This is a genomic window from Cytobacillus pseudoceanisediminis (assembly GCF_023516215.1).
GTDB lineage: Bacteria > Bacillota > Bacilli > Bacillales > Cytobacillaceae > Cytobacillus > Cytobacillus pseudoceanisediminis.
This window is the reverse complement of the sequence record NZ_CP097349.1, coordinates 98812-120872: the sequence shown is the minus strand read 5'-3', so window position 1 is coordinate 120872 and position 22061 is coordinate 98812. Positions and strand designations below refer to the sequence as shown.

Below are 22061 nucleotides of genomic sequence, written 5' to 3'. Positions count from 1 at the left end.
TTGTCCTCCTATTGTGTACAATTAAAGAATGATCAATTCTTTAGTAGAATGAGTAAGCGTTTCGTTGTGATCCTTTGTAATGACTGTATCGTCCTCAATGCGGACACCGCCAAGGCCCGGTATGTAAATGCCCGGCTCCACCGTTACAACCATTCCAGGTTCAAGGATAACATCAGACTTAAATGACAATGCAGGCCCTTCATGCACTTCAAGCCCGATGCCATGTCCGGTAGAATGGCCAAAATACTCGCCATAGCCTTTACCAGAAATATAATCACGAGTTAAGGCATCTGCTTCTTTGCCGCTCATTCCCGGTTTGATGCCTTCCATCCCCCGCTCCTGAGCTTCCTGCACGATTGTATAGATTTCTTTCAGCTTATCTTCAGGTTCTCCAACAGCAACCGTGCGGGTAATATCTGAAACATAGCCCTTATAATAAGCGCCGAAGTCCAGTGTGACAAAATCGCCTTTTTCGATAACCTTATCACTGGCGACTCCATGCGGAAGTGCTGAACGGTATCCGGATGCTACGATAATATCAAACGATGATGAAACTGCACCCGCTTTTCTCATAAAAAATTCTAATTCATTCGAAACTTCCAGTTCAGTAATTCCCGGCCGAATGACATCAAGAATATGTTTAAACGCAGCATCTGCAATGTCAGCTGCCACCTTTATTATCTTAATCTCTGATTCGGTCTTTATCAAGCGTAACTTTTCAATTGTGTCAGAAACAGGGACAAGTTCAGCGTTAACAGCTTTTTCATAAGCCTTATAGGAAGAAAAAGTTAGATGATTCTCTTCAAAGCCAAGCTTTTTGATCCCAAGCTGTTCAGCCTGTTTGGCAACTTCTTCAGGAATTGCACCAGTATGCTTTACAATTTCATACCCTTCACACTGTTTAGCTGCCTGTTCCGTGTAGCGGAAATCGGTTATGAAGATTGCTTTATCCGCACTGATTAATACGACGCCGGCTGAACCGGTAAAGCCAGTCATATAGCGGCGATTGTAACTGCTGGTAATCAGCATTCCATCTATCCCAGACTCTGTAAAGCGTTCGCGTAATTTTTGTATTTTCTCCATCTTATCCTCTCCCCTTTTGAATATCCAATAATGCATGAAAAGCAAGTTCATATCCTTTAAAGCCCAGGCCAACTATTTGCCCTATTGCAGCAGGTGCAATGACAGAAGTATGCCTGAATTCTTCTCTGGCATGAACATTAGAAATATGTACTTCGATCAAAGGAACCTGGATTCCTGCAACAGCATCCCTGATCGCATAACTATAATGGGTAAATGCCCCGGGATTGAAAATAATACCCTGTGTGCCATCTTCATTGGCGGAGTGAAGCTTGTCAATGAGTTCCCCTTCATGATTTGACTGAAAACAGGACACTTCTGTCTCAAACGAAGCACCCAATGCTTTCATATTTTGCTCCAGCTGATCAAGCGTTTCTTTTCCATAAACACCTGGTTCCCTTTTGCCGAGCAGATTTAAATTCGGCCCATTTAACAGGAGTATTTTCCCCATGTTCAACCCCTTTAACATAGTTGCTGACGGGCTTCTCTTTCTATTCAAGTCATTTCCCTGACAGCATCGAAAAAGAATGCCCATTAAGAACATTCTATCATAAAGCAAAATTTCATACAGTTCTGATGTATAGCGCTTTTCGCATAATTTTTCATCACTTAACAGCAATCATGCACAAAGATAAAACATTCGTCATTATGCTTTGTTCATCAAGTTAAATCCGGATCTGTGCGGGTCTTTTTTCATCTTCAGTCTTGCCTCTGATTTCTTGGGCTTCATATGAAATGGAATACCCTACGAAAACGCCAAATAATATATAGAAACAGATCGATGTGATAATTGTATTCCGCTCAAGATCCCAAAACGGGCTGATTCCAGGAAAGATTGGGTTGAGTATAAAAAATACCAGTAAAAAAAGGGCAACTCCATAGCCAGCCCCCACGAAAATACTTTGAAATTTCCGCAGCGCTGCATAATAAATTAAGGCCGCCACAATTGATATTCCTCCAATAAAGAGAATTGAGATCAATGTTCCCAGCCAGCCCTCTTTCCAGGCACCAATCGTCCAGGGTTCGAGAATGACATTAGGGCGAATTTCGGTAAAATTAAACACGTATGCCAGATAGGCCAGGCCGCTCCAAAGAATGCCTCCAACCAGTCCGGTAATGACCACCATTGCCATAAAAGACATTGGTTTTTCCCTTTGATCCTGTTCCAAGCGCTCCTTTTCTTCTGCCACTTTGCGCCACCTCCTTTTCCTATTATGTCCACACGCATTTATTCCATTGCACCAGATTTAAAATAAATGCAGATTGGATTAACTATCCTGCAAAGATCGTCCATATTTTTTATATAATTTCCTGTTGTATAGAGGTTTTATGAGATTTTAGGTCGAATAAAATAATTAATGATACAGTCCTTTGATTTTGTGCTTATTTGAGGTAATGTGTGTTCCGGGACTTGTGTGCATAGCATAAATTTAAGTATAGGCAGCATCCAGCTATTCCCGATACTTATTAAAAGATATATTCCGCTGTTTAAATTGTAAAGAAATAGGAAAAGAAAAATATGAAGACAACTTTCATTAATTATTTCGATAAACTTTAGCTTATATAGTTTAAAAGCTTATAAAATTGCTCATCATGCTTTTAGGGAGGTGGCTTTCTTGAAAAAACCATTTACATTTTATATTGTCTCCGGGCTCATTTTGCTAGCTGTTATCGGAGTTGCCGTCAGCCTGATCTCAAATCCTGCCGGTTTTTTGCAGAGAATAGCTGTCATTGTCATCATTGGTGCTGTTGTATACTTTCTTTTTCAGCGCTTTAACAGATTTAATCCCTCAAAGCGGGAACAGCGAGCTTTTATAAAGGCAGCCAAAAAATCAAAAAGGCGCTTTAACAATAAAGAAACGGGCTCAGCCAATGGAAGAAAGGCTTCTGTAGGTTCCCTTACTTCAATTAAAAAGGCTAAGAAAAATCTTCTCCACACTTGACAGTCATAGAAGGCAAAAAAGGCAAAAGAAAAATCGAGCCTCCCTTTAACTCGGGCTCGATTTTTTACTTTTATATGATAAGTCCTGAATTCTGGGGAACCTTCAAGAATCGGGCTCTGGCTTTTCTCTTTAATAGCTCCATGATGAAAAAAATTGCTCCGCACATTGCCTGCCGTGCTCCAGAAGATCTTTTTTCTTTTGCTCGGTTATATTAAATTCAGCAGTCAGCACGCCATCCGTTGGAATGAAAATAATGTTTTGTGCATGTTTTCTGGAGATGTATCTGGCATCATGTGCATCCTTCATCGTTTCAAAAAGCGCAGCATACATTTGGATGGCGTTGTCAATTTTATTCGGCGGCCGTTCGCTTAAATTATGGCTTAACTTTATCCCGAGGACAGGCCTTGTCTTTTTCACGTTTTCCTTATCAAAAAGCCACATGGGAAAATTGCTTAGAACCCCGCCATCCACAATGACACTCGAGCTGCTGTATGCGTTCAGCTTAACCGGCTCAAAAAAATACGGGAGACTGCAGCTCATCCTTATCGCCTTTGCTACCGAAAACGAAGCGGGGTCAATCCCATAATTTATAAGATCATCGGGCAGTACTACCAGTCTTCCGTTTGTCAGGTCAGAAGCTATGACTCTCAGCGATTGCGGAGGAAGGTCTGAAAAGGTTCTAATCCCCCTGTCAGCCAGCTTTTGAGCAATCCAGGTTTCCAGCTCGGATCCTTTATATAATCCCAGCCGCCAATAAAGGTTAAGCCATTTTCCTACTGCGAAGGGAATAAAGGTTTTTCTTTCATCAAGAAGCTTTTTTACATCAAACTGATCGACGAGCTGATATATTTCATCACTTGTATAATTGGCAGCAATTAAAGCAGCAACGATGGAACCAGCACTTGTCCCTGCAACCCGCTTAAATCGAAAGCCTCTTTTGTGAACTTCCTCATAAGCACCGATTAACGCAAACCCCTTGATGCCTCCTCCTGAAAAAACCCCATCTATATACATGTAAGCCACTCCTGTCGATGTACTTGCCCATAGAGGAACTCTTACTTATACATCTTTAATCAGGAGCTTTTTAAAATAGTACGGCTGACAAGCAAAAACTCAGGTTTAGGTGAAATATTGCACTTCTGCTTCTGGAAAATAAGAGTGAATATACCCCCTAATCGTATTTTCAAGATCCTTTGCTTCATCAGTCGGATAAACATACTTGCCTATTCCATATCTTCCCCACTTGTATTTGCGTTTTTCTTCATCCATTTCCAGCTTTGTTTTCGGGTAGCGTTTTTCAATTACCTTTTTGGCTGGTTTTGTAAATCTGTGCTGGATTAACTCGAAAGTTAATCCTTCCAGATTGATGCCTTCGAGCGATTTGCTTAACCTTTGAAAAAGTTCATGATAGCCTTCACGCCAATCATCATGCATGTAAATAGGCGCTACGATAAAGCCAAGCGGGTAGCCGGCATTAGCTACTTTGCGGGCAGCTTCAAGCCGATCGTCGAAAGAGGAAGTGCCCGGTTCAAAGTTTTTTATTACAAACCGCGAATTAACACTAAATCGAAATCGGGTTTTCCCATTATGTTTAGCATCAAGCAGATGGTCGACATGATGATACTTAGTGACAAAGCGGAGCTGGCCATACTCCGTCTGGCCAATAAATTCAATTGTTTTTTTCAGAGAATGGGTCAAATGATCAATCCCTACGATATCGGATGTACATGCAGCTTCAAATCGTGTAAGCTCCGGCTTTCTCTCCTCCATATATTTAGAGGCCTGCTCAAAGATTTCTTCAAGGTTTACATACGTGCGAATATATGGCTTGCTTCCAAGTGTGGTTTGCAGATAGCAATAGTGGCAGTGGCCCATGCAGCCTGTAGCAAGCGGAATGGCATATTCTGCCGAAGGCTTGGATGTATCAAATTTCAGAGTTCGTCTGATGCCTACCACCAAAGTGGATTTCGCATTGCGGTACTTTTGCAATTCGTTATCACCGGGAATATTTCTCACCTGGTTATGTGATGTTGTTTCCCTAATTTCCAAGTTCATTTTTTCAAATTTTTCCTTTAGCTCTCTTCCTAGGGGATATTCGAGAGCTTGAGGTTCTATATAAACTAGCTGAGGGATAAATGGCTTCATTAGGCATACCTCACTTTATCAATTTGTCCTGCCAGCGGAAAAATGTCAGCAGAACCCTATGTCTGTAGTATGAACCAATTAATCCAACAGCAAAAAAAGAAGATGGAACAATTATTTCCATCTTCTTGGTTCGTTTAAATTATTCTTTTATAAACCGCATTTCAGCTGGGCATTACAGTTTGTGCAAGTATTGCAGCCGCCGATTTCTTTGACTTTTCCTTTACGGCATACTGGACATGTATTGCCGACTTCCGAACCGATTGTTACATCGGTTGAACGCAGGTCGCTGATTGTATCAACCAGAACTACATGCTGCTTTGATTTTTCTTTTTTGACTGTATCTGTATCTTCAAAGCTGTTCTCTTCAGCTTTCAGCGTCAATACTTGAGAATCGCGTGAGCCGTCTACATAGACAGTGCCGCCCTTTGCACCGCCGCGGTATAAGCGTTCATACACTTGCTCAACCTGTTCAACACTGTAGCCCTTCGGTGCATTTACTGTTTTACTGATCGAGCTGTCGATCCAGCGCTGTATAACACATTGAACATCTGCGTGGGCTTCAGGAGCCAGATCCATTGCTGCCACAAACCATTCAGGCAGATTATTAGGATCTGCATCCGGATTGCGGTCTAAATATTCCTGAACAATATCTGCCTTTACTTCAATGAACTTGCCTAAGCGGCCGCTCCTGAAGTATGAGAAGGAGAAATATGGTTCAAGACCTGTAGATACTCCAACCATGGTACCTGTGGATCCAGTAGGTGCAACAGTCAGAAGATGTGAATTACGGATTCCGCTTTGTAAAATGGATTCACGGATATCCTCAGGCATTTTCTGCATGAAGCCTGTTTCTGTAAAAGCTTTGCGCAGGCGATTTGTTTCTTCAGCATTTTCACCTGTTAAGAATGGGAAGCTCCCTTTTTCCTCCGCAAGCTCTACAGAAGCTCTGTAAGCTGTGGCTGCAATGGTTTCGAAGACTTTGTCAATCAGCACATTGCCTTCCTCAGAACCATATTCTGTTTCACAATAGATCAGCAGGTCATGAAGCCCCATAACGCCAAGACCAACACGGCGCTCGCCTAATGCCTGTTTTTTGTTTTCTTCAAGGAAGTATGGTGTAGCATCTATTACATTGTCCTGCATACGTACTCCCACTTCAACAGTACGCTTCAGCTTTTCAAAATTAACGGTCTTATTTTCCTTATCTGCCATTTCTGCAAGGTTCACTGCTGCAAGGTTGCAGACTGAATATGGTGCAAGAGGCTGTTCGCCACACGGATTTGTTGCTACAACCTTTTGTCCGTAAGCCTGTGCATTGGTCATGTCATTGGCATTATCAATAAAGAAAATACCTGGCTCTGCCGAGTATGTTGCACAGATATTAATCAGGTTCCAAAGTTCTTTCGCTTTGATTTTGCGGTGAACACGGACTTTATAGCCAAGTTTTCCCCATTCTCTGACGTCACCGACTTTATGCCATTCTTCGTTGTAGGTTTTCATGGTATCAGCATCATATGATTCAACATCCGGGAAGCGAAGCTCATATTCTGCATCATTTTCAACTGCATCCATAAATTCTTTTGTCAGGCAGACTGAAATGTTTGCCCCGGTCAGGAATTCAGAATTATGAACACTGTAAGTACCGCCAGTCGCCAGTTTTTCTTCAGCATCCTGTATGATTTTATCGCTGAAACCGCCATAGCCGGGAATGCTCTTGTAATTGATAATACCCTGGTACATGGCTATTTCCTGTTCAGTAAATGGAGTGAATTTTAATTTTTCTTTAGCATATTTTTTTATTGTATCATCATTTGTATTTTCAAGAAGGAATCGTAAAATTCTTGGGTTTTGCATTTTCGAGATGATGAATTCGATGATGTCCGGGTGCCAATCTGCCAGCATAATCATCTGAGCGCCTCTGCGGGAACCTCCCTGCTCCACAAGGTGTGTAAGCTTCGCAATATCATCAAGCCAGGATACTGAACCCGATGACTTGCCGTTTACTCCTTTAGCCAGTGTGTTGCGCGGCCTTAGGGTTGAACCGTTTGTCCCAACTCCTCCGCCTCGGCTCATGATTTCCATTACCTGCTTTCGGTGCTCGGAAATTCCTTCACGGGAGTCCTGTACGAATGGCATTACGTAGCAATTGAAATACGTAACATCTGTGTCGGCACCCGCTCCATACAATACGCGGCCAGCCGGAATGAAATTCAAGTTTTTCAATTCCTGATAGAACTTTTCAAACCATTCTTTTCTTTTTTCTTCGGTTTTCTCAACAGATGCCAGGCCTGTTGCGTTACGCTTGGCGATTTGCTCATAGAAGATTTCAAGGGGTTTCTCGATTACATCAAGAGGCTTTGTAATAATGCCTGTTCTCGATTCTTCCGGATCATCCAGTACTCCTCTGTAGTCTTCCTCGACTAAAACCTTGGCTGTCTTGTTTTCCCAGTCAATATCCTGGATGAATCCTAAGCCTCGTGCCGGAAATTTTGGATCTTCCTTGATTGTGAGGACGACGAAGTCACCGTTTGTGAGTGTCACTTTCTCGGTGTCTTTGAAGGTGTAACGATCTAGCATAACTAAGCGGGAAACACCTTTGTGGGTCATTTTCATATCTGGGGTTACAGGGTGAACCTGAGGAAAAAGACGGATATCCTTGTTTAAACGATCAATGTTCAATTTCATTTTTTGTCCTAGAGCAACAGACATTGTTACAACTCCTTCTAAATTCAATTATCAATTTGTGTAAGTATTCTGGCAGATAGGGTAAATCTATCTGTTTTAAAAGAGTACCCTAAAGTTATCATACCTCAAACCCCAAAATCAATATATAGTGTCCTAAATATTTTCGACACCACTACATATTGTGTCTAGTTCAACTAAAAGTGATTTTGTCAAACTTAAAATATACCAAAATTTAAAGAAAAACAGAGTTAATAGCCGATTTCCGACAATTAACGATAAATTTTAACATATTTTGAAGCTTGCACTTTTCCAGGGCAACAATTGGAAAATTATTCATTAAAAAAAGAGAAAAAGCGACTTTGCCGCTTTTATCTCTTATAGTTCCAGTCATCACTTTCATATCGCTCTTTTGCGATTTTTTGTACATATGCCATTTCTTCATCTGTAAGCTTGTAAGGTTCAAGTTCAATATTCAAGCCTTCTTCAAATCCCTTTTTGAAAGCTGCTTTTGCTTGATCCAGGGTAATTTTTTCAGTTGTCAGCTCATTTATAGCAACAGCTTTATTCTTAAAAGCTTTTTGCATTCTCTCTTTGACTCTGTCATTCGGATATTTGAACAAGCTGAACAGCTTGTCTTCATCCAAATCAAGCAAAATGGAACCATGCTGAAGGATTACCCCTTTTTGCCTTGTTTGTGCACTCCCAGCCACTTTACGGCCTTCTACAACAAGTTCATACCAGCTGGGGGCATCAAAACAAACAGCAGATCTTGGATTTTTCAGAGAGTCCCTTTCTTCAGCTGTCTTCGGCACTGCAAAATAAGCTTCCATCCCAAGTCCGTGAAAACCTTTTAAAATCCCTTCCGAAATAACTCTGTATGCTTCAGTTACTGTATTCGGCATTTCGGGGTGGGCTTCAGGTACGATCACACTGTATGTGAGTTCATGTTCATGAAGTACGCCTCTTCCGCCTGTAGGCCTTCGGACAAATCCCAATCCATGCTGCTTCACAGCTTCCATATCTATTTCTTTTTCAACCTTTTGGAAATAGCCGATTGAAAGAGTCGCCGGATTCCAGCCGTAAAAACGGATTACAGGAGGCATTTTGCCCTCACTGTTCCAGTCAAGCAACGCCTCATCCAAAGCCATATTAAAAGAAGGTGACCCCTCTTTTGAATCGATAAAACGCCAAACCTCTTTAGTCATATGTAGCCCTCATTTTCAGATTCTTTAACTAGTCATTTGCGGTTAATAGTCTACCAAAATTCCAGTGAAATTTAAAGCAAGTTGAATTTCCATAACAAATTTAACAGATTTCCTTTACTCCTATTAGGAAAGGCTTATATAATATTAGTTGGCTTACCTATGTGTGAAAGGAGAAAGACATATTGGAAACACTTTATTTCATTCTTATCATTTTGGGTGCAATCATTACCTATTCCGTGATAACCTGGTTTTATCAGCGCCGAATTGTTAAAACGCTTACGGAAGACCAGTTCAGAGAAGGCTACAGAAAAGCCCAATTAATCGATGTACGTGAACCAAATGAATTTGAAAACGGCCATATTTTAGGTGCCCGCAATATACCGCTTTCACAAATGAAAATGCGCATGAAGGAATTGCGTCCGGACAAGCCAGTCTACTTATATTGCCAAAGCGGCATGAGAAGTGCGAGAGCTGCCCAGTTTTTGCATCGTAAAGGCTACAAAGACCTTTCACACCTGCAGGGCGGATTTAAAAAATGGACAGGAAAAGTGAAAGCGAAAAAATAATAGCAATATTTAAAAAGACCCCGTTATTTTAACGGGGTCTATTGATTGGAAACCCCTCTTCTAAGTTCAATCATATAATCTATTCGCCAAAACCGCTGTTCTTTTCTCATTTAGCTTGTTTCATGCCCAGGTTTTCGATTCCATTCCCCGGAATCGCTGCAAATTCCCAAATTTCCCTATTCCTTCCCAGAGTTCACAAGTAGTCTATAAGACGCAAAAAAAGAGTGCCCTCTTAGGGACACCCTTTTTCGTTTTATTGCTTTTGATAGCGAAGAACCGGCTTTCTTGCAGCCATTGTTTCATCAAGACGGCCAATTACTGTTGTGTGAGGTGCTTCCTGAACAATCTCAGGGTTTTCCTCAGCTTCTTTAGCTATTTGAATCATGGCGTCGACAAAAGCGTCCAGCGTTTCTTTTGATTCTGTTTCTGTCGGCTCAATCATAATACACTCTTCCACGTTAAGCGGGAAGTAGATGGTTGGCGGATGGTAGCCAAAGTCAAGAAGACGCTTGGCAATATCCAATGTACGCACGCCAAGTTTCTTTTGGCGCTTGCCGCTTAAAACGAATTCATGCTTGCAATGTCTGTCAAATGGCAGGTCAAAGAATGGCGCAAGCCTTCTCATCATATAGTTTGCGTTTAATACCGCACTTTCCGTAACAGCCTTCAGTCCATCTGGCCCCATAGTACGGATATAAGTATAAGCCCGGACATTGATTCCAAAGTTTCCGTAATATGGCTTTACACGGCCGATTGATTGCGGGCGGTCATAATCAAATTCATATTGGTCACCGTTCTTTACCAAAACAGGCTTTGGAAGGAAAGGAATCAGATCCGCTTTTACCCCGACTGGCCCTGATCCCGGTCCGCCGCCGCCATGCGGTCCTGTAAAGGTTTTATGAAGATTAAGGTGAACCACGTCAAATCCCATATCTCCAGGGCGTGCTTTTGAAAGTACAGCATTCAGGTTAGCTCCATCATAATATAGCTTCCCGCCGGCGCCGTGAACAATCTCAGCCATTTCAAGAATGTTTTCTTCAAACAAACCTAAAGTATTCGGGTTAGTCAGCATAAGGGCAGCAGTATCCTCGCCAACCACTCTTCTTAGATCCTCTAAATCCACCAGCCCATTTTCATCAGATTTAACAGTTACTGTTTCAAAGCCTGCGACTGTCGCGGATGCAGGATTTGTTCCGTGGGCAGAGTCAGGAACGACTACTTTAGTGCGCTTTGTATCGCCATTTGCTTCATGATAAGAACGGATCATCATTAATCCAGTCCATTCTCCATGTGCTCCTGCAGCTGGCTGAAGTGTAACCTCATCCATTCCCGTAATTTCAATCAGATGCTCCTGCAGATCATACATCAGTTCCAGAGCACCTTGAACAGAGCTTTCATCCTGCAGCGGGTGCAAGTGGGCAAAACCATTGAAGCGCGCTACATTCTCATTGATTTTAGGGTTGTATTTCATTGTGCAGGAGCCCAGTGGATAAAACCCTGAATCAACGCCATGATTGCGTTTTGAAAGTGCAGTATAATGACGCATGATATCAAGTTCAGACACTTCCGGCAGCTCAGGCTCTTCCTCTCGCAGGTAGCCTTCGGGAAGAAGTTCGCCCAGGTCAATTTCTGGAATATCCATTTCAGGCAGGCTGTAGCCGATACGGCCTTCTGTGCTTAATTCAAAGATGAGTGGCTGATCTTCCTTATGCATGGTAATCCCCCATTTCTTTAACGAATGCATCAATTTCATTCTTCGTTCTCAATTCTGTTACAGCAACAAGCATATGATTTTTCAGGTCAGCATAATCTCTGCCCAAATCGTAGCCGCCAATAATGCCCTTATCAAGAAGCTTTTGATTTACTTCTTTAACAGGCTTATTCAATTTGATGACAAATTCATTAAATGAAGGGCCTTCGAATGGAACTTCAAAACCGGCAGCCTTAAATTGCTGTTTCGCATAATGGGCTTTTTGCATATTGGCAGCAGCCATTTCCTTTACGCCCTTCTTGCCAAGAGCAGTCATCGCTACAGATGCCGCAAGTGCGTTTAGAGCCTGATTGGAACAAATATTTGAGGTTGCCTTATCGCGTCGGATATGCTGTTCACGCGCCTGAAGAGTAAGCACGAAGCCGCGGCGCCCCTGATCGTCTACCGTTTGTCCGACAAGACGGCCCGGCACTTTTCTCATTAGCTTGGTTGTAACGGCAAAATATCCGCAATGCGGGCCTCCGAAAGCTGTAGGAATTCCGAAAACCTGGGCATCTCCTGCTACAATGTCTGCTCCGAATTTACCAGGAGGTGTCAGTGCGCCAAGAGCAAGCGGGTTGCTTGAAACAACAAACATGGATTTATGGGCATGGATAATCTCCTCAAGCTCTTGTAAAGGCTCGACTCTGCCAAAAAAGTTAGGATACTGTACAATGACAGCTGCGATATCATCGCCAATCATTCCATTTAGAGCTTCAAGATCTGTGATGCCGTCCTTATGAGGAATTTCAATCACTTCAATATATTGGCCCTTTGCATATGTCTTTACTACTTCTTTAGATTCAGGATGAACGGCGCTTGAGATAAGAATTTTCTTGCGGCGTGTGCTGCCTGCGCTTAGCATGGCTGCTTCAGCAAGTGCTGTTCCGCCATCATACATAGATGAGTTGGCAACATCCATTCCTGTTAACTCACAGATCATGGTCTGGAATTCAAAAATTGCCTGGAGCTCTCCCTGGGAGATTTCTGGCTGGTAAGGAGTATAGGCAGTATAAAACTCTGAACGGGATAACACATGATCAACAATGATTGGCATGTAATGATCATAAACACCCGCACCAAGGAAAGATGTATTTGTACGAAGATCAGCATTTTTCTGAGCCATTTTAGTAAGCTCTTTCAGTAAGGCTGTCTCAGATTTTGCCGGCTTGATTTTATATTCACCCTTAAATCTTACACTTTCGGGAATATCACTGAATAGTTCTTCCACAGAACTGACGCCGATTTTTTCAAGCATTGCTTTCTGGTCAGACTCTGTCATCGGTAAATAGCGATGTTTCATCATTTTCTCCCCCGGTTAGTTCTTTTCTCTTTTATAAAAAGGTGTTGCTGCAATCTTAGCCTTCAGTCGTTTGCCGCGGATTTCCACTTCCAAATCAGTTCCCGGCTCCGCATGCTCTTTCTTGATAAGAACAAGGCCAATATTCTTTTTTAATGTCGGAGATTGAGTTCCTGTTGTCACTTCCCCGATCAGTTCTTCCCCTTTATATACAGGATAGCCATGGCGCGGAATGCCGCGGTCAATCATTTCAATTCCAGCCAGCTTGCGGGGAACCCCATTTTCTTTTTGATTCTTAAGCACTTCTTTGCCGATAAAATCAGCTTCTTTATTGACTTTTACAGCAAAGCCGATTCCTGCCTCAAGAGGTGTGATTTCAGGCGAGAGCTCCTGCCCATAGAGTGCCAGGTTGGCTTCAAAACGAAGAGTATCCCTTGCGCCAAGCCCGCATGGCAGCACGCCTTCTTCTTTGCCTGCTTCAAGGATTTCAATCCATAATGCGACTGCATCCTGGGCATCACAATAAACTTCAAATCCGTCTTCTCCTGTATAACCTGTTCTGGAGACTAGCGCTTTCTTTCCATTCAGATCTACATCCTGCTGGAATTTGAAAAATCCGATATCCGACAGGTTCGTGCCAGCAAGCTTTTGGAGCACTTTTTCTGCAAGCGGTCCCTGAATCGCAAGCTGTGCCATATCTTCAGAAAGGTTTTTCAATTCCACATTCCCTTCAGCATGGTCCTGAAGCCAGTTGAAGTCCTTTTCAATATTGGAAGCATTTACAACCAGCAAATAATGATCATCCTCTATTTTATAGACAAGTAAATCATCAACAGTTCCGCCATTCTCATAACACATGGCTGTATATTGAGCACCTGAGTTCTTTAATTTGGAAATATCGTTCGTCATCATTTTTTGAAGGTATTTAAGGCTATCCGTCCCCTTCACTTCGATTTCACCCATATGGGATACATCAAAAAGCCCGGCTTTTGTACGGACTGCTTCATGTTCTTCTTTAATGCTTGAAAATTGAACAGGAAGGTCCCAGCCCCCGAAATCAATGGTTTTTGCTCCGTAATCTTTGTACACCTCAAATAAAGGCGTGCGTTTTAACTGTGACATTTACTCGTCCCCCTTAAATCTTTTGAAGTTGTTGCAGGAACATAAGAAAAGCGGAAGCGCCTTGCCCACCCCCGACAAGCACAAGACAAGCCTCACGGAAAGGCGTTCTTTGCCTTTTTGGGAGGATTGCTCGAAATGTGGAGGCGATTGTCCTTTCAAGGAACGCAGACTGAGAGCGCCACGTCCTGTGGCAACGTCTGCATGACCCTCATCCTGGGGGCCTCAGGCATAAGACGGTTCCTGTAAGAAGGCGTTTTTCCTTCTGAAAGGAAACGGCTTATGACCCCGAGTCCCTAGAAGCCGAAACAAGACAAGCTTGTGACCTCGAGGGAGTAGGCGATGGAGCTAGACAGTTCTCGAAGTTCAAAAATTTCTTGTTGAACATAAAAAAGGACAGAGTATCCCCTCAAATATGAGAAGATCTCTGTCCTTGCACCTGAAAGTTTACCGAAATCGGCTTTCCCCTTGGGTGGCTTATTAAAAAGCACTCTCCAGAGCTGCGTCAAACAAGAGTTCTTTTGCCTGAGAGATTCACAGATTTTGCTTGCTCCTTCGGCGCTACAAAGTAGTCTCTCCCCTTGTTGTCATTCGCATTTATAAAATTTTCCAAGTTGGTCATACTTATACCAAACAGAAAAAATAAAAAATCCATTATTTCGGTTAACTAAATGTAATGTGTTAACTTTCAAAACTTTCAAAGCTATTAACATCGTACCACCTTAACGAGGTTTGGGCAATATCTTTATATAGATAAAAGGAGCTGTTTTTATGACAGTGCAAATTGGCTTTGATTCTGCCTGGCAGGATGAATTCTTAAAAAGAATTGATGACGACGGCCCATGGGGAAATTGGGAGCTTTATAAATTGGCTGTTGAGGTTGAAAACCACACGACTATTCCTGATTTTGAAGGCCTGCAGGCTCCAAAGCATCTGCCGAATCTTACTCCCCTTCCCCATCAGCTGGAAGTAGCCAAGCAGGTTGTTGAAAGCATGAACGGCAAAGCGATCCTTGCTGATGAGGTCGGTCTCGGCAAAACGATTGAAGCTGGTTTGATATTAAAGGAATATATGATCAGGGGACTCGTAAAAAAGTCCTTATACTCGTTCCTGCTTCCCTCGTTTCACAATGGGCCATGGAGCTCAACAGCAAATTTTTTATTCCGGCTGTGGCACAGCGGAAAAGCTATGTATGGGAACAATGCGATGTAGTGGTATCATCCATTGATACAGCCAAACGAAATCCCCATCGGGATATTATCTACAGCCTTGATTATGATCTGATCATTATAGATGAAGCTCATAAGCTTAAAAATAATAAAACCAAAAACTATGAGTTTGTGCAAAACCTGAAAAAGAAGTTTTGCCTCCTTTTAACAGCGACACCTATTCAGAATCGCATAAGTGAGATATTCAACCTTGTGTCTTTGCTCAAACCAGGCCATCTGGGCAATGAATCAGCCTTTTATGAGAATTATAAAAGGACTCGCGTTCTTTAAACGATGATGCACATCTAAAAGAACTCGTAAACAAAGTAATGATCCGCAACCGCAGGGCAGATACAGGAATTGAATGGACCAAAAGACAGGTGGAAACAATACCGATTGAATTCTCGCAGGCTGAGCGCGAGCTTTATGAAGCTGTAACAGAGCTGCGGGGTGAAGGTGACTGGGTCAGTTCGAGCCAATTTTCTGTGATGACCCTGCAAAGAGAGGCGTGCAGCAGCAGGGAAGCTGTCTATTTCACCCTTCAGAATATGCTAAAAAGACAGGAACAGCCCTCAATAGCTTTTCAGGAACAAATTCAATACCTTATTAAAAAAGTGGAAGCTGTCCAGCAAAATTCCAAAGCTCAAAAAGCTCTGGAATTAATACAAAACATAAATGACAAGGTCATAATCTTTACTGAATACAGAGCAACACAAATGTATCTTCAGTGGTTTTTAAAACAATATGGGATTACATCTGTGCCGTTCAGGGGAGGATTTAAAAGAGGCAAGAAGGACTGGATGAGGGAGCTTTTCCAAAAGAATGCTCAAGTCCTGATTGCAACAGAAGCAGGAGGAGAAGGGATAAACCTGCAATTCTGCAATCATATCATTAATTTTGATCTCCCCTGGAATCCAATGCGTCTCGAACAAAGGATAGGACGTATCCATCGTCTCGGCCAGGAAAAGGATGTCATGATTTATAATTTTGCCACTAAAGATACAGTCGAAGAACATGTAATGAAGCTTTTATATGAGAAAATACATCTTTTTGAAAAAGTCATAGGTGATTTGGATGATATTTTAACAAAACTTGAATTTGGCAGTATTGACGATCACCTTGTTGACATTTTCGGAAGATCTGCTTCTGAAGGTGAAATGAGAATCAAAATGGAGAACCTTACGAGCATGATTCAATTTGCTGAGGATATGAAAGAAGGTGGACTGAATGCAGCAACAGGAAATTCATAAATTCCTTGAAAGGTATTTTCACGCAAATGGATGCGAAATAATTGATAAAGGCCCGGGGTATATGACCGTACAGCTGACGATTGATCTGGATAAGGAATTAATGAATCGCCCCTTTTACTGGCATTATCTCGAAAAAACAGGCGGAGTTCCTAACCCAATGCAGCTTACACTTATTACAAACCAGCAGCTCGCCCCTGCACATATTAAGGGGGAAGTCATTCATTTTGGCTCCCCAAGACTTCACCAGATCTTTCATTCTGCCCGGAACCTGGCAGGCTATATACGATTGTATGAAAACCACCGGGAGGCACCAGGCATGCAGGTTCCATTAAGGCCATGGCTGGGAATGAACGTCCGTGTATCTTATCAATGCGACCGAAAAAGAGATGTCTTTAAATCCATCGGCCTCCAATTAATAAATGGGCAAATGGTTGAAAGCTTTCATGACAGATTGCTTGGCATGAGCCTTACACCAAAGATTCCCGACTACTCTTTCACTCTGTCACCGCTCATTATGCCGGGAAGCGGTGTATTCAGGGTAGCTAATTTCATAAAGTCCGTAATTGAACAGGAAGAACATTTATGGGCTGATGAAGCCCGCAAGCGCTGGCAAAAGGATCTCAGCCTTCTTGAACATTTTTATGAAGATGCAGAAGAAAAGGGCGAAAGCTATGAAAACGAGAAAGCAGCCCTTCAAGAGCAATATGAGCCAAAGATTAATATCTCTATAATAAATGGAGGCCTCTTCTATCTGACAGACAGCGCAGTATGAAAGCACACAAAAAACCGGCAGAAATTGCCGGTTTTTTGCGTGAAATCTACTTATGTTTTTTTCTTCTCATGCCCAAATAGAAAACATATGAAAACATGCCAAACCACCTGAATAAAAATGGCTCTTTCATGTCCTTTTTCTCTATTCTATGCCGTTTTCGCTCATCTTTGGGCTGATCTATATATTTTACTACTGTCTGGGTAAGATACTTTACATAATCGTTGGATTTCATTTGTCATACCTGCCTTTTTCTGCACATATTGCAATTACAACCTGCTATTTATATTTACAAGTATGTCCAACGAGTTTTTACCCTAAACAATCTATTATTTCCTGAATTATTTCTGCTTTATCTTTATTGGTGGTATCAATGACTACATGGGCGGTTTCTTTATAAAGCGGCATCCTTTTTTCATAAAGTTCCTGAATCAGCTTTTTTATCGCCTTTCAGCAGGGGTCTGGAATGATCATTTTCAATCCGTTTAAATATTTCTTCCGGCGAAGCATAAAGGAAGAAAACGATTCCTTTTTCATTCAGCTTTTTTCTGTTTTCAGGCTTAACTACAATTCCCCCGCCAGTAGTAACAATTCCCGCTCTATTGTCAAACTCATTTAATATAAGCGTTTCAAGATTTCTGAAGTATTCCTCTCCATGCTCTTCAAAAATATCATTAATATTTTTCTTCTCCCGCATAACTATTTCTTCATCTGTATCGATTACTTCTTGGTTTAAGCAGGATGCAAGCTCTTTTCCAATTGTTGTTTTGCCGGCACCCATGAATCCGATTAAGTAAATTGGCTTCATCTTTATCCCCACTCAGTTTTTTTCAATCCATTTTATCATTTTTTGCAGATCCGTGTCATAGTAAGCATATCCGGAAATTTCCTTATCAGAGCCAATTTTCGTTTTGAAGGTAATTTGAATTAAGCTTGTTGCCACTGGGGAGATTTCATATGAAACAGATCCATTTTTAAACGAAAAAATTCCTGATTTATCAGGGTCTATATTTTCGCTCAGCATTTTTTCAGTTTTTTTAAAGGAACATAGTAAGTAATACTCCTGCATTATGACGGTTTCCGCCTGATTCACTATCCTTTTCTCAGAAATAAACTGATCTAATTGAATCGTAAGGAGAAAGAGTGCAGCCAGAATGATTGTTAAAGTAAGAGGGTAAGAAAATCCATCCTGATTACGGTACATCAATATCCTCCATATTCATCAGGTAATAAAGACAGGCCGAATGCTCCTGATCAAAACTATCTGATACATTTATTTCAACTCCGCCATTAATGGAACTGAATGTTATTCTATCAAGTTTTTGCAGGACAACTTCGTGGCCTTTCATATCCACTCTCCTCCTCAAATTGGAACCATATTTTTCATAAATCACACTTTTCCCGTCTATGGTTAATACAATGGAAACAGGTGATATTTCTGCAGCATCAGCAAGCCTAATCTCTTTTTTCAGCTGATTGATAAATACATGCCACTCAAGTCTTTGTGTCCTGGCTTCCATTTTCCAGTCCTGAAAGAGGAAATTAATGCTGACAGGCAAAAAGGAAGCAATCATTAAGAATATTGCAAACGCAAACAGCATTTCCAGCATGGTAAATCCTTTATTATTGGAATACTTCACACTTTTCTTTCGATCTATCCCGTACGTTTTCATATCTTATGCAAACCTCCATAAATCCTTGGTTTTCCATAGGGACTATTTCATAGACGGTTTGATTTTTTATAATAGTCTTCCCCACAGGATAACTCCCTTCCGAGGCGGCTTCCTGGAGACTCTCATAAAGCAGCTGTGTGCTTTCGTAATCCTGTTTTACCTCTTCAGAATGCTCAATAGCCTTAATGACAAGAGGAAACATTACACCCGCTGCAAGCAGCATCCCCGATAAAGACAGAAGGAGCTCAGCCAAAAAGAAGCCGTCATTCCTTCTCCACATAAAATCTCCCTCTTCCGATTAAAAAGGTAATTTTGTATTGCTCATTGTCTGTTTTGACATAGAAAGTACCAAATTTATTTGTAATTCCCCCTGGCCCGTATTGAAAATACAATGGCATGGTACCCTCCTTAATCTCAATGATTCCAGGATATTCTCTGCTGAAGATAGGATCAGCTGCAAACTTTACCTGGGCGTAATACCTTTTCTCCTCGGGAACAATTTGAATAGCTACATCTGTCTGATGGGTGATGGCATAATTCTGGGCATAAAGCAGGTCAGACTTTAATTGGGAAAAGAACATTCTCTTTTCAAGATAGAGGAATTGCGGTTTAAGAAGAATAGAGGTAATCGTGGCAATTATAAGGAAAATACTGAAAACGAAAAGAGTTTCTATTAATGTAAAGCCCTCTTTGTTCTTTATCATAACCCTGAAGATTCAACCTTCCCCTCTGCAGAAATCTTAATGGCATCTCCATTTGGACAAGTCGTGGTTTCAGCATTGAGGTAATCGGCATCCACTAAATCCTGTATACCTGAAGGAAGCTCTTTATTGTCAATTTCATATGCCTGAACCTGGGCCTGCACCATTTTAACAAACGCATCGCATCCCTTGCTGTTTATTTTTGAATTGTGTTTCGTTACATTCGGAATGGTGATGATTAAGAGTACGGAAATCACCAATAAAACAATCATCATTTCAATGAGCGTGAACCCTTTGTCATTATTTACTGTACGCCATTTCATTAAAATCCCTCCAATAGATGAAACATAGGCAGCAGAACTGCCAAATACATTGACACTATTAAAAAACCGATAAACATGTATAAAACAGGCTGAATCATTTTAAGAAGTTTTTCTGTCTTTTCCTCCAATTTATTTAGGCAATGCCTGCTGAAAAAGATAATTCCTGGTCCAGCCTGCCATTTTTTTGACCATGTCTGATAATATTGGCCAGCTCCCTTTCAAAAAAAGGATAACTAATTAGTATATCCTCAAGCTTATTCCCCTCACGGAGTTTGATTTTCACGGCTTCACCAAGGGCGCTGTAAAAAGGCTGCTTATCATTTTTTTCAAAAAGACTAAGCGCCTCATGTGTGGATAGGCCGCCGTTTAAGAGGTGACTGAGCTGTACAGCAAAGAAATGGGTGTAGTAAAGACGAAGAAAATGGCCTCCAGCAGGAATTTTTACTATGACCATCTTTTGCTGGATAGGGGAAAGGTTTCTGAATCTAAAAAAATAGTATATAAGTAAAGTGACTAAACCGAAGAGTACAATCAGAATGAATAATGGGAGAAGGTCCCCAAACAAATAAACGGCTTTTGTGAAGAAATTAGGCTTAAGGTGCATGGAAACGAATAAGGAAGAGAAACGGGGCAGCAGGACTTTATCAACGAAAACAAATAGGAATGCGGTAATGAACATCAGGAAAATAGGATAGGTCATCAGTTTTTGCAATTTTTGAATGTCCCTTCCTTTTCTCAGCACCATTTCGCTTCCTTCAAGAAATGCAGAAGCAAGGCCGCCATGCTGTTCGGCAAAAAACACATAGCCGATCAGATTATTATTAAAGTTCATGTTTGCAAGGATTTGATAAAAAGGAAATCCTTCTTTCAATTGAGAGAGGCACTGACTAATTTCATGTTTTCGTTTTGGCGGCAGCTGATGCATCATTGATTCCAGTGCCTCAGATAAGGGGTACCCTCTGGACAGCAGTTCACCAGTATTTTTCAGAAACAAGCCCTGTTCTTGAATGGTCCATTTATGTTTCCGCATTATCGTGCACCCACCTGCTGTACTCAGTTTCCTTTATATATCCAAGAGCAATCCCTTTAGTTATTACCTCTTTAAGTGTGCGATACTTAACAAGGCTTCTTTCGCCTCTCGCCTTCTTTATGGAGGCATTAAGCGCTCTTCCTGCAAGAAGCTCAAACACACTTGCCCTTTTCCACCTGCCGTATCCATAGCAGAATGGAGAACATTCCCCTTCACAATAAGGGCAATTCAATTCGACAAGGCGCTGAGCCGTGACAGCCACTAGTGTCTGCTCAATTTCCATCATATTCACCCCAAACTCAGCTAAACGATATACAGCCCCCTGAGCATCCCGAGTATGCATCGTGCTTAAGACAAGGTGACCTGTAAGTGCTGCTCTAACAGCAATCTTCGCAGTTTCCGCATCCCTGATTTCACCCACCATAATGATATCGGGGTCATGGCGAAGGATTGCTTTCAAGCCTGCGGAATAAGATACGCCCGCTTTCTCATTGACTTGAACTTGAAGGACCAAGTCATTCTCTTTTTCAATCGGATCTTCCAGGGTAATCACATTGCGATGGAACATATGAGAGGTTTCATTCAGCAGAGAATACAATGTTGTGGTTTTTCCGCTTCCAGTTGGTCCTGTGAAAATAATTAATCCATGAGCATGTTTCAGCAATGCCAGCATTTTTCTGGTCATGTCTGGAAAAAGGCTGATTTGAAAAAAGGAATTTGTTCCTGCTGGGGCAGAATTCTGATAACGAGGCTTTCGCTGTGGCTTGATGGGAGGGTTGAAAAACGCAGTCCAATCATTTGTCCATCTACTTCAAGAGAATAGGCACCGCTTTGCGGCCGTCTCTTTTCACCAATGTCCATCGAAGCGGTAAATTTAAAATGAGAAATCAGTCTGTCGCACTCTTCTTTAGGAAGATAAAGCCTGGGGGTCAATTGGCTGCCGAACCTGAGCTGAATTAGAGTGTCTTTTCTTCGGGGAATAATGTGGATGTCGGAAGCATGGCTCCTGACGGCGTCTTTGATAATTCGTTCTGCCATTCTTTCAATTACACTCAACTAATTATGCACCACCTTTATTAATTGTTATAGATAATAATTCGCCTAATCCCGAGTATAACCTCCATATTTCGGCAAATCTTTTTGACGAATTTGTGAATAAATTATTTTTTTCTTTTCATAATAAAAGTGTACCAAATGAATTGATGGGCTATAGCCAAGCGGTAAGGCACCGGACTTTGACTCCGTCATGCGCAGGTTCGAATCCTGCTAGCCCAGTAATTATGGAAGGACACCAGGTGTTCCTTCCTTTTTTAC

20 protein-coding genes, 1 tRNA gene, 3 pseudogenes and 1 riboswitch are annotated in these 22061 nt (G+C 41.7%); of the genes and pseudogenes, 5 read left to right on the top strand and 19 right to left on the bottom strand.

Going from position 1 to position 22061, the window contains the following annotated elements; genetic code table 11:
- Nucleotides 1-21: 21 nt before the first annotated feature.
- The 3 genes from M5V91_RS00680 to M5V91_RS00670 form a co-directional block, all read right to left on the bottom strand.
- On the bottom strand, nt 22-1083 hold the full coding sequence (locus M5V91_RS00680) for a M24 family metallopeptidase (protein ID WP_009332912.1): 1062 nt from the start codon (nt 1081-1083) through the stop codon (nt 22-24).
- Nucleotide 1084: 1 nt separating this feature from the next.
- On the bottom strand, nt 1085-1531 hold the full coding sequence (gene aroQ / locus M5V91_RS00675) for a type II 3-dehydroquinate dehydratase (RefSeq protein WP_009332913.1): 447 nt from the start codon (nt 1529-1531) through the stop codon (nt 1085-1087).
- A gap of 214 nt (nt 1532-1745) precedes the next feature.
- Nucleotides 1746-2222: a YqhR family membrane protein gene (locus M5V91_RS00670; RefSeq protein ID WP_439649970.1), complete on the bottom strand. Its 477-nt coding sequence runs from the start codon at nt 2220-2222 to the stop codon at nt 1746-1748.
- Between the two features lie 474 nt (nt 2223-2696).
- Here M5V91_RS00670 and M5V91_RS00665 point away from each other — a divergent pair, with 474 nt between their 5' ends.
- The gene (locus M5V91_RS00665; protein WP_284521655.1) at nt 2697-3023 is read left to right on the top strand and encodes an SA1362 family protein; all 327 of its coding nucleotides are present in this window, start codon (nt 2697-2699) and stop codon (nt 3021-3023) included.
- 129 nt (nt 3024-3152) lie between these two features.
- On the opposite strand, the gene M5V91_RS00660 is transcribed toward M5V91_RS00665, so the two are convergent.
- From M5V91_RS00660 to M5V91_RS00645, 4 genes are all read right to left on the bottom strand, one after another.
- On the bottom strand, nt 3153-4037 hold the full coding sequence (locus tag M5V91_RS00660; protein ID WP_009332916.1) for a patatin-like phospholipase family protein: 885 nt from the start codon (nt 4035-4037) through the stop codon (nt 3153-3155).
- A gap of 105 nt (nt 4038-4142) precedes the next feature.
- Entirely contained in the window at nt 4143-5168 is a 1026-nt protein-coding gene (gene splB, locus M5V91_RS00655; RefSeq protein ID WP_009332917.1) for a spore photoproduct lyase, read from the bottom strand.
- Between the two features lie 147 nt (nt 5169-5315).
- A complete protein-coding gene (locus M5V91_RS00650) occupies nt 5316-7877 on the bottom strand; it encodes a vitamin B12-dependent ribonucleotide reductase (RefSeq protein WP_009332918.1) in 2562 nt (853 codons plus the stop codon).
- 344 nt (nt 7878-8221) lie between these two features.
- A complete protein-coding gene (locus tag M5V91_RS00645; protein ID WP_019380183.1) occupies nt 8222-9058 on the bottom strand; it encodes a lipoate--protein ligase family protein in 837 nt (278 codons plus the stop codon).
- A gap of 182 nt (nt 9059-9240) precedes the next feature.
- Between M5V91_RS00645 and M5V91_RS00640 the strand changes: the two genes are divergently transcribed.
- Nucleotides 9241-9624: a rhodanese-like domain-containing protein gene (locus M5V91_RS00640; RefSeq protein WP_009332920.1), complete on the top strand. Its 384-nt coding sequence runs from the start codon at nt 9241-9243 to the stop codon at nt 9622-9624.
- A gap of 253 nt (nt 9625-9877) precedes the next feature.
- Here the strand turns inward: M5V91_RS00640 and gcvPB are convergent, their stop codons facing one another.
- Genes gcvPB through gcvT form a run of 3 tightly spaced genes read right to left on the bottom strand, consistent with a single transcriptional unit; the run spans nt 9878 to nt 13796 of the window.
- Nucleotides 9878-11338 (bottom strand): aminomethyl-transferring glycine dehydrogenase subunit GcvPB, encoded by a 1461-nt coding sequence (gene gcvPB, locus M5V91_RS00635; RefSeq protein ID WP_284521654.1) that lies wholly within the window; start codon nt 11336-11338, stop codon nt 9878-9880.
- Complete coding sequence (gcvPA, locus tag M5V91_RS00630) at nt 11331-12677, bottom strand: aminomethyl-transferring glycine dehydrogenase subunit GcvPA (RefSeq protein WP_019380182.1); 1347 nt, start codon at nt 12675-12677, stop codon at nt 11331-11333. The genes gcvPB and gcvPA overlap by 8 nt, the downstream gene beginning before the upstream one ends.
- Nucleotides 12678-12692: 15 nt before the next feature.
- Entirely contained in the window at nt 12693-13796 is a 1104-nt protein-coding gene (gene gcvT, locus M5V91_RS00625; protein ID WP_019380181.1) for a glycine cleavage system aminomethyltransferase GcvT, read from the bottom strand.
- Nucleotides 13797-14296: 500 nt separating this feature from the next.
- Nucleotides 14297-14384, bottom strand: a riboswitch (glycine riboswitch).
- Between the two features lie 180 nt (nt 14385-14564).
- On the opposite strand from gcvT, the pseudogene M5V91_RS00620 reads away from it, so the two are divergent.
- Both M5V91_RS00620 and M5V91_RS00615 read left to right on the top strand, forming a co-directional pair.
- Nucleotides 14565-16251: pseudogene (locus tag M5V91_RS00620) on the top strand (DEAD/DEAH box helicase).
- On the top strand, nt 16229-17023 hold the full coding sequence (locus tag M5V91_RS00615) for a YqhG family protein (protein WP_009332925.1): 795 nt from the start codon (nt 16229-16231) through the stop codon (nt 17021-17023). The pseudogene M5V91_RS00620 and the gene M5V91_RS00615 overlap by 23 nt, the downstream one beginning before the upstream one ends.
- Before the next feature lie 46 nt (nt 17024-17069).
- On the opposite strand, the gene M5V91_RS00610 is transcribed toward M5V91_RS00615, so the two are convergent.
- The 9 genes and pseudogenes from M5V91_RS00610 to comGA all read right to left on the bottom strand — a co-directional run bounded on the left by M5V91_RS00610 (nt 17070) and on the right by comGA (nt 21785).
- On the bottom strand, nt 17070-17255 hold the full coding sequence (locus M5V91_RS00610) for a YqzE family protein (RefSeq protein ID WP_009332926.1): 186 nt from the start codon (nt 17253-17255) through the stop codon (nt 17070-17072).
- Between the two features lie 77 nt (nt 17256-17332).
- Nucleotides 17333-17801, bottom strand: a pseudogene (locus M5V91_RS00605) (shikimate kinase).
- A gap of 39 nt (nt 17802-17840) precedes the next feature.
- Nucleotides 17841-18224 (bottom strand): competence type IV pilus minor pilin ComGG, encoded by a 384-nt coding sequence (gene comGG, locus M5V91_RS00600; RefSeq protein ID WP_019380177.1) that lies wholly within the window; start codon nt 18222-18224, stop codon nt 17841-17843.
- The gene (gene comGF / locus M5V91_RS00595) at nt 18214-18693 is read right to left on the bottom strand and encodes a competence type IV pilus minor pilin ComGF (RefSeq protein WP_226280632.1); all 480 of its coding nucleotides are present in this window, start codon (nt 18691-18693) and stop codon (nt 18214-18216) included. The genes comGG and comGF overlap by 11 nt, the downstream gene beginning before the upstream one ends.
- Entirely contained in the window at nt 18644-18973 is a 330-nt protein-coding gene (locus M5V91_RS00590) for a hypothetical protein (RefSeq protein WP_009332930.1), read from the bottom strand. The genes comGF and M5V91_RS00590 overlap by 50 nt, the downstream gene beginning before the upstream one ends.
- The gene (comGD, locus tag M5V91_RS00585; RefSeq protein ID WP_019380176.1) at nt 18957-19397 is read right to left on the bottom strand and encodes a competence type IV pilus minor pilin ComGD; all 441 of its coding nucleotides are present in this window, start codon (nt 19395-19397) and stop codon (nt 18957-18959) included. The genes M5V91_RS00590 and comGD overlap by 17 nt, the downstream gene beginning before the upstream one ends.
- Nucleotides 19394-19717 carry a competence type IV pilus major pilin ComGC gene (gene comGC / locus M5V91_RS00580; protein WP_019380175.1) on the bottom strand — a complete coding sequence of 108 codons (324 nt, stop codon included), beginning with the start codon at nt 19715-19717 and terminating at the stop codon, nt 19394-19396. Before comGC ends, comGD begins: the two co-directional genes overlap by 4 nt.
- A gap of 133 nt (nt 19718-19850) precedes the next feature.
- Nucleotides 19851-20747, bottom strand: a complete 897-nt coding sequence (gene comGB / locus M5V91_RS00575) for a competence type IV pilus assembly protein ComGB (RefSeq protein ID WP_369425922.1) — start codon at nt 20745-20747, stop codon at nt 19851-19853.
- Nucleotides 20734-21785 (bottom strand): annotated as a pseudogene (gene comGA, locus M5V91_RS00570) (competence type IV pilus ATPase ComGA). The gene comGB and the pseudogene comGA overlap by 14 nt, the downstream one beginning before the upstream one ends.
- A 165-nt stretch (nt 21786-21950) precedes the next feature.
- Between comGA and M5V91_RS00565 the strand changes: the two are divergent.
- Nucleotides 21951-22022 (top strand) — tRNA-Gln (locus tag M5V91_RS00565).
- Nucleotides 22023-22061 lie beyond the last annotated feature (39 nt).

Coding starts and splice junctions, on each gene's coding strand:
- M5V91_RS00680 (WP_009332912.1), bottom strand. CDS start 1,083: ATGGAGAAAATACAAAAATTACGCGAACGCTTTACAGAGTCTGGGATA.
- aroQ (WP_009332913.1), bottom strand. CDS start 1,531: ATGGGGAAAATACTCCTGTTAAATGGGCCGAATTTAAATCTGCTCGGC.
- M5V91_RS00670 (WP_439649970.1), bottom strand. CDS start 2,222: ATGTCTTTTATGGCAATGGTGGTCATTACCGGACTGGTTGGAGGCATT.
- M5V91_RS00660 (WP_009332916.1), bottom strand. CDS start 4,037: ATGTATATAGATGGGGTTTTTTCAGGAGGAGGCATCAAGGGGTTTGCG.
- splB (WP_009332917.1), bottom strand. CDS start 5,168: ATGAAGCCATTTATCCCTCAGCTAGTTTATATAGAACCTCAAGCTCTC.
- M5V91_RS00650 (WP_009332918.1), bottom strand. CDS start 7,877: ATGTCTGTTGCTCTAGGACAAAAAATGAAATTGAACATTGATCGTTTA.
- M5V91_RS00645 (WP_019380183.1), bottom strand. CDS start 9,058: ATGACTAAAGAGGTTTGGCGTTTTATCGATTCAAAAGAGGGGTCACCT.
- gcvPB (WP_284521654.1), bottom strand. CDS start 11,338: ATGCATAAGGAAGATCAGCCACTCATCTTTGAATTAAGCACAGAAGGC.
- gcvPA (WP_019380182.1), bottom strand. CDS start 12,677: ATGAAACATCGCTATTTACCGATGACAGAGTCTGACCAGAAAGCAATG.
- gcvT (WP_019380181.1), bottom strand. CDS start 13,796: ATGTCACAGTTAAAACGCACGCCTTTATTTGAGGTGTACAAAGATTAC.
- M5V91_RS00615 (WP_009332925.1), top strand. CDS start 16,229: ATGCAGCAACAGGAAATTCATAAATTCCTTGAAAGGTATTTTCACGCA.
- M5V91_RS00610 (WP_009332926.1), bottom strand. CDS start 17,255: ATGAAATCCAACGATTATGTAAAGTATCTTACCCAGACAGTAGTAAAA.
- comGG (WP_019380177.1), bottom strand. CDS start 18,224: ATGTACCGTAATCAGGATGGATTTTCTTACCCTCTTACTTTAACAATC.
- comGF (WP_226280632.1), bottom strand. CDS start 18,693: ATGAAAACGTACGGGATAGATCGAAAGAAAAGTGTGAAGTATTCCAAT.
- M5V91_RS00590 (WP_009332930.1), bottom strand. CDS start 18,973: ATGTGGAGAAGGAATGACGGCTTCTTTTTGGCTGAGCTCCTTCTGTCT.
- comGD (WP_019380176.1), bottom strand. CDS start 19,397: ATGATAAAGAACAAAGAGGGCTTTACATTAATAGAAACTCTTTTCGTT.
- comGC (WP_019380175.1), bottom strand. CDS start 19,717: ATGAAATGGCGTACAGTAAATAATGACAAAGGGTTCACGCTCATTGAA.
- comGB (WP_369425922.1), bottom strand. CDS start 20,747: ATGCGGAAACATAAATGGACCATTCAAGAACAGGGCTTGTTTCTGAAA.